Source organism: Psychrobacter sp. ENNN9_III, assembly GCF_001462175.1.
Taxonomy (GTDB): Bacteria; Pseudomonadota; Gammaproteobacteria; order Pseudomonadales; family Moraxellaceae; genus Psychrobacter.
Window position 1 is genome coordinate 1 of the sequence record NZ_LNUO01000096.1, and the last position, 6,393, is coordinate 6,393.

General features: G+C 43.5%; 6 protein-coding genes. 1 reads left to right on the forward strand and 5 read right to left on the reverse strand.

Features of this window, described 5'->3' with window-relative positions; genetic code table 11:
* Window positions 1-27 precede the first annotated feature (27 nt).
* From PENNN9_RS06270 to PENNN9_RS06290, 5 genes are all read right to left on the reverse strand, one after another.
* Entirely contained in the window at window positions 28-750 is a 723-nt protein-coding gene (locus tag PENNN9_RS06270; RefSeq protein ID WP_075103225.1) for a sulfate/molybdate ABC transporter ATP-binding protein, read from the reverse strand.
* Window positions 751-851: 101 nt separating this feature from the next.
* Window positions 852-1,802: a sulfate ABC transporter permease subunit CysW gene (gene cysW, locus PENNN9_RS06275; RefSeq protein ID WP_058368847.1), complete on the reverse strand. Its 951-nt coding sequence runs from the start codon at window positions 1,800-1,802 to the stop codon at window positions 852-854.
* Window position 1,803: 1 nt separating this feature from the next.
* On the reverse strand, window positions 1,804-2,688 hold the full coding sequence (gene cysT / locus PENNN9_RS06280; RefSeq protein WP_058368848.1) for a sulfate ABC transporter permease subunit CysT: 885 nt from the start codon (window positions 2,686-2,688) through the stop codon (window positions 1,804-1,806).
* Between the two features lie 244 nt (window positions 2,689-2,932).
* Window positions 2,933-4,036 (reverse strand): sulfate ABC transporter substrate-binding protein, encoded by a 1,104-nt coding sequence (locus PENNN9_RS06285; RefSeq protein WP_058368850.1) that lies wholly within the window; start codon window positions 4,034-4,036, stop codon window positions 2,933-2,935.
* 263 nt (window positions 4,037-4,299) lie between these two features.
* A complete protein-coding gene (locus tag PENNN9_RS06290) occupies window positions 4,300-5,364 on the reverse strand; it encodes a sulfate ABC transporter substrate-binding protein (protein WP_058368851.1) in 1,065 nt (354 codons plus the stop codon).
* Window positions 5,365-5,782: 418 nt separating this feature from the next.
* Between PENNN9_RS06290 and PENNN9_RS06295 the strand changes: the two genes are divergently transcribed.
* Window positions 5,783-6,310 carry a hypothetical protein gene (locus PENNN9_RS06295; protein ID WP_058368849.1) on the forward strand — a complete coding sequence of 176 codons (528 nt, stop codon included), beginning with the start codon at window positions 5,783-5,785 and terminating at the stop codon, window positions 6,308-6,310.
* The last annotated feature ends 83 nt before the right edge of the window (window positions 6,311-6,393 follow it).

Genomic DNA, 6,393 nt, shown 5'->3' on the forward strand with positions numbered 1-6,393 from the left:
GTCTTTTTTTATGCTCCATGACATTTATTAGACTAAGTCTAAAAAGTCACTCACAAAAGTATTGGCTGGATGATGAATCAACTCTTCTGAGGTCCCCACCTGCTCTACATGACCATGATTCATAACCACAATCTCATCTGACACTGCACGAGCCTCTTCTTGATCGTGCGTCACCATAATACTGGTAATACCAAGCTCATGGTGAATATCTTTTAACCAAGTACGTAGCTCTTTACGTACTTTAGCATCAAGCGCACCAAATGGCTCATCAAGCAGTAGCAACTTTGGCTTAACCGCTAAAGCGCGTGCCAGTGCAATCCGCTGACGCTGACCCCCAGAGAGCTGATGAGGATAAGCATTCGCCAGTTGTGGCAACTGTACCAAGTCTAATAGCTCGGCCACGCGCTTGTTGATATCAGTCTTACTAGGACGTTCATTCTTTGGTAATAACGTTAGTCCAAATGCTATATTATCAGCGATATTTTTATGTCGAAATAGCGCATAGTGCTGAAACATAAAGCCAATATGGCGTTTTTGTACCGGTGTGTTAGTTACATCAAGCTCATCAAAAAGTATCTGTCCAGAATCTGCATATTCAAGACCAGCAATAATACGTAGCAAAGTGGTTTTACCGCAGCCTGATGGTCCAAGCAAAGTGGTCAATTTACCAGTAGGAACGGTAATGTTGATGTTATCCAAGGCGGTAAAGTTACCAAAATTTTTATTTACGTTACGAATTTCGATGCTCATAATGGTACCTTTGATTATATTTTTCTTATCGTGACAAATTATTTATCGGCTACAGCGTTAATCGTATTTAAGTCGGTCATTCCTTATTGAGACCATTTTACTTATATATTTCCTGAGCTGTTAGCGGTCTGTGACGCCGTGGTGTCGGTGGCACTGGCACTCACTGGTAGTTCGGGTGCACTAATCAGCCGTTCGGATTTGGCAAACTTGCGTTCTTGTAATTTGGTCATGACTTGCTGTATGAGGAGCGTTACCAAGGCAAGGGCTGCCAATAAGCTTGATAACGCAAATGCGGCAGTAAAGTTATAATCGTTATAAGCGATCTCAACCAATAGTGGCATGGTATTAGTCTCACCGCGAATATGACCCGATACCACGCTGACTGCGCCAAACTCGCCCATTGCCCGCGCATTGGTCAAAATCAAGCCATAAAGTAAGGCCCATTTGATATTTGGCAAGGTGACATGCCAAAAAGTCTGCCAACCACTCGCGCCTAGAGTAAGCGCGGCTTGCTCTTCACTATCGCCTTGCGTCTGCATCAGCGGTATCAGCTCACGCGCGACAAATGGAAAGGTGACAAACAACGTCGCTAATACAATACCAGGAACAGCATAAATTACCTGAAAACCCATGCCCTCAAGCCAGCCGCCAACGGTAGAGTTCAGACCAAATAACAACACAAACATCAAACCTGCTACTACAGGCGATACCGAAAACGGCAAATCAAGCAAGGTGGTGACCAGCTGTTTGCCTTTAAATTGATAACGCGTGACCAGCCAAGCAATCGCAATACCCATGACCATATTGATCGGTAACACGATACCAGCGGTGATCAATGTTAGCTTGATCGCTTGTAGGGCTTCTGGATCAACGAGCGAGGCGATATAGAGCTGCCAGCCATTCTTAAAAGCTTCATAAAACACTGCCAGTAGTGGTATGACTAACATGACGATCATAAATAAAACAGCAACAGCAATAAAGGTGCGCCGTATCCAAGGAGTGTCTTTGGTTGCAGGATTGCTCTGATAATCATAGCTATTAGATATTTGCATGTTAGCGAGCTCCCACACGGCGCGACAGTTTCCACTGAGCAATATTGATGGTTAATAAAATCACAAATGAGATCAGTAGCATAAATAATGCAACGGCTGATGCGCCTTGCACATCAAATTGCTCAAGCTTACTGATAATGATGAGTGGTAAAATCTCAGATTGCATAGGGATATTACCCGCAATAAAAATCACTGAACCATACTCGCCAGTAGCACGCGCAAACATCATGCCAGCACCCATCAGCAGTGCTGGTAGTAGCTCCGGTAAAATAACTTTGCGAAAGGTCGTTAAGCGATTGGCACCCAATACCGCAGCAGCTTCTTCAAACTCAACAGACAACTCCGCCAATACCGGCTGCACCGCCCGGACAATAAACGGAAAACTCACTACCACTAAAGCCAGCCAAATACCTAATGGGGTAAAAGCGACTTGGATATCGAACTTGGCAAACCACTGACCAATCAGACCATTAGGTGCATAAAGTGTGGCAAGTGAGATACCCGTGACTGCGGTCGGCAGCGCAAATGGCAAATCAACCAAGGCGTTAATCATTGACTTGCCCCAAAATTCATAACGAACAAGTACCCACGCAACTAGCGTACCAAACACCATGTTGGTAAGCATGGCCAAAAACGACATCCATAAACTTAGCTTGATAGCAGCTGTCACTTGTGGTTGACTAATGGTCTCCCAAAACCCTGTCCAGCCCATCTGTGTCGTGGTGTAGGCCATCATCGCAAACGGTAGGACTACCAATAACGACAAGCTAAAGACCGTGATGCCCATGCTCAGACCAAACCCTGGCAACACGTTGCGCTGACGTAAACGGGTCAACCAACCTTTTTTATGAAGGGATTTATTGGCAGAAGATGTTTTTGCATTCATAGTGATGTCCTATTGCCTAACGTCAGTACTAGTTCAGAGCTTGGTTTGACACTTAATTCGGTACTTAGCAATGATATTTAGAGTGCCGACCACGTTGTATCGACTGTATTATTAGCTTGCTTACGGTACAAAGGACATAGCGCAGGTGGCCATGTCCTTTATATGGTTGGACGCTACTTGTCAAATTACCTTATGAGAAGCTATCGTACTTTTTAAGCAGCTCTATTACATTCGTACCAGCTATTTACTGTGGGGCATTAATAGCTAATTGATCGAATACACCGCCATCACTGAAGTAAGTACCCATAATCTCATCCCAGGTGCCAAAAGCATCATTTGGGCGGAAAGTTTCAACTGGTGGTAGTTTGTCACCGTTTTTATCAAGGACACTTTTGACGCTAGGACGTAAGTAAAGGTCAGCGGCCAATTGCTGAGCTGGCTCACTCCATAGGTAATCAAGATACGCTTTTGCCGCGTCCGTAGTACCTTTTTTATCCGTCACTGCCTTAACAATAGCAACAGGGCTTTCTGATTTAATAGAGTATTTAGGATAAACGATATCTACTTGACCAGCGCCAAAATCAGTCGCGGCCAAGTTGGCTTCGTTCTCAAAGGTGACCAAGACATCGCCAATACCGCGTTGAACAAAGGTCGTCGTTGCAGCACGTCCACCGTTTTCATAGACTTTGACATTTTTTAGCATGTCTTTAACATAGTTTTTGGCCTTGTCTTCTTGGTTATCAAAAGCATGTAAACCATAACCGTAAGCCCCTAAGAACGCATAACGACCATTACCTGTGACTTTTGGGTTGGCCATGACGATCTCAATGCCATCTTTGGTTAAATCTTCCCAGTCGCTGATACCTTTTGGATTGTCTTTACGTACCAAAAATACAATGGTACTGGTAAAAGGCACGGCGTTATCAGGAAACTGAGATTCCCAGTCTGCTTCAACCAAGCCTTTTTTCTCAAGTAGCTCGATATCTGAGCCTTGGTTCATGGTAGCGACATCTGCTTGCAGACCGTTGGCCACAGACAATGCTTGTTTACTTGAGCCACCATGTGACTGTTTGATTAGAATATTACTGTCTGGATGCTCGCTTTTATAGTGCTCAACGAATAGTGGGTTGTAGTCTTTATAATAGTCACGTGCCACATCATAAGAGACGTTTAGCAGCTCGATGTTCTGCCCTTCTGATGTCGCCGCTGTACCCTCTGTAGTCGCCGTACTATCTGCCTGCTCATTATTACTACAGCCAGCGATTCCAAGTGTGAGCGCAACGCCTGCAATACTTAATACGCTAAGCGCTTTACTTTTTTGTTGATAGCCTGCCGCGTAAGATGTCATAAATGCCTCAAAAATGTTTGTTATGTAATGCAAGTATGCTAACAGTGCCAGCTTATTATGTTTAATGACTAATATGCGTATGTTATTGCCAAAATGGAATAATAAAGAAAGAACATTAAACTTATTAAGCATTTGGTAAGATTCTGTTGAGGACATTCTAAGTAGAGAGTCAAAGACAGTCATTTTTGGTAGAAACTCTTAACTGATTTTTGCCTGACAACTGGCAAGTGAATGAGTTAGCAAGTTGCGCGCGACTTAAAACATCATTGCTCTGCCTGTGCCAACTGATCAAAAATTCCACCATCGACAAAGAAATTATCCATAATTTGCTCCCATGACCCAAAGACAGTTATTGGCTCAAAAGTATTGATATCAGGTAGCGTACCTTTATGCGCGGAAAGAACGGCTTTATCACTGGGGCGTAGATACATCTGCGCCATTAACTCCTGTGCAGGCTTATCCCATAAACCTTTTAGGTAAGTATTTGCTGCATCTGCATTACCATTTTTTTCAGTAACAGTATCGACCACGGCGACTGGATTATTAATGGTAATAGAGTAGCTTGGATAAATGAGCTCAGTCTGACCTTTAGCGTATTTTTTGGTGACTAAATGTGCCTCATTTTCAGTCGTGATGAGTACGTCCCCTAGCCCGCGCTGGGTAAAACTGGTCGTTGCGGCACGGGCGCCATTGTCATAAGTGACGACGTTTGCTAGTAACTTTTTAATAAAGTCATCGGTTTTGGCAGAGCTTTGTACGCTTTCTTTAAAATGATGTAGTCCATACCCATACGCCCCTAAAAAGGCATAACGCGCGGTGCCACTCGTTTTAGGGTTTGGCATGACTACATCAACATCATTACGCGCCAGATCCTGCCAATCTTGAATATTTTTTGGATTGCCATCGCGCACCAATAACACCATGGTACTGGTATAAGGTATGGCATTGTTTGGTAATGCTTGCTGCCAATTGGCGCCCACCAAGCCTTTTTCCACCAGTAGGTTCATGTCGGTTGCTTGGTTTAGGGTCACTACATCCGCTTGTAAGCCATTAGCGACAGACAGCGCTTGTTTGCTAGAGCCACCGTGCGATTGATTGATGCTCACTTTACTGTTTGGATGTTCAACCTGATAAGCGCTACTGAATAGTGTGTTGTATTCTTTATAAAAATCGCGTGATACATCATAAGAGACATTCAAAAGACTAATGTTTTTCGCATCGCCCGCTGCTTGTTCTGCATCGTTTTGAGTGGCCTGTGTCGGGCTACAGCCTGTCATTAGTATCAGCGCTGTAAATGCGCCACCTATCATTAAAGTACGCGGTAACATATTTTTCTGGGCGTGTCTTACATCGTGCTTGCTACGAGGCGATGAGGCGTTAGATAAGGCGTTAATAGTTTCGGTAATCAGTTGCATGATAGTTCTCTGCAGAATTGGAGTATTGGATAAAGGTTTATTTTTATTAAAGTATTAAGTGCAGCAGATATTGAGATGAGTTATGTGATGATCGAAGCTATGCTAGCAGCTTGTTTGTTGAGCGCTTAGTGACAATTAGGCTTATCGAGTGATGAACTTGGCATAAGTACCTATCCATTACTCTATAGCGGGCAAGTTTACGTAACGTTTATCCTATAAGGCGATAAGAGAGTTCTGTCCTAGACTGTGGCATACTCTAATCATTTAGCGGATAGTCATGGCTTGCCATACATTCTGCCTACCATTCATTAGCGTCAAAGGAGGCTCTTTTATGATTAAATATCAACACCGCCACGCATCCCCTTCTATTGCGATAATACTTTTCGCGACCACTGCCCTCACTACCATGACAGGTTGTAGCTATAATAATGATTTGATCGTTGATAGTACGGCAAAGAGTGCTACTGTTATTCAAACGCCTGCTATACAAAAGGTCGTTGGTGATTATGCGTCCTCAGGTTATGACAAACGGGCGCAAGGTAGTGATTGGGTGGGAGTCATGGTACGGACAGATGATGCAGATAACAGCGACCAGATTAATATAAAAGTACGTGCTCGTAGCGATGTAAAAAAACCGACCTGCCATTTTGATGGTCAGGCGACCTTGATGGGTCAAGATAAAGCGCACGGCGTTATTTTTCAAACGACCGTTAACGACAGTATGGCTTTTTTTCAATTCAAAGATGGCAAGCTAACTATTGATAGTCAAGATAAGTACGCACTCAATCAGTTTTGTTCTGGCGGCGGTACGCTAGTTGGCGACTATCAGAAGCTTCAAAGCAATTTAGAGCTAACCTAAACTCATTATTAACTCATTATTTTTGAACTGCTAAACTTGAATTATTAATAAAAAAAGGTGTCAGACGTTAAATCGTGGCACCT

Excerpts from the sequence above, each read along its gene's own strand:
- PENNN9_RS06270 (WP_075103225.1), bottom strand. The coding sequence starts at position 750 with ATGAGCATCGAAATTCGTAACGTAAATAAAAATTTTGGTAACTTTACC.
- cysW (WP_058368847.1), bottom strand. The coding sequence starts at position 1,802 with ATGCAAATATCTAATAGCTATGATTATCAGAGCAATCCTGCAACCAAA.
- cysT (WP_058368848.1), bottom strand. The coding sequence starts at position 2,688 with ATGAATGCAAAAACATCTTCTGCCAATAAATCCCTTCATAAAAAAGGT.
- PENNN9_RS06285 (WP_058368850.1), bottom strand. The coding sequence starts at position 4,036 with ATGACATCTTACGCGGCAGGCTATCAACAAAAAAGTAAAGCGCTTAGC.
- PENNN9_RS06290 (WP_058368851.1), bottom strand. The coding sequence starts at position 5,364 with ATGTTACCGCGTACTTTAATGATAGGTGGCGCATTTACAGCGCTGATA.
- PENNN9_RS06295 (WP_058368849.1), top strand. The coding sequence starts at position 5,783 with ATGATTAAATATCAACACCGCCACGCATCCCCTTCTATTGCGATAATA.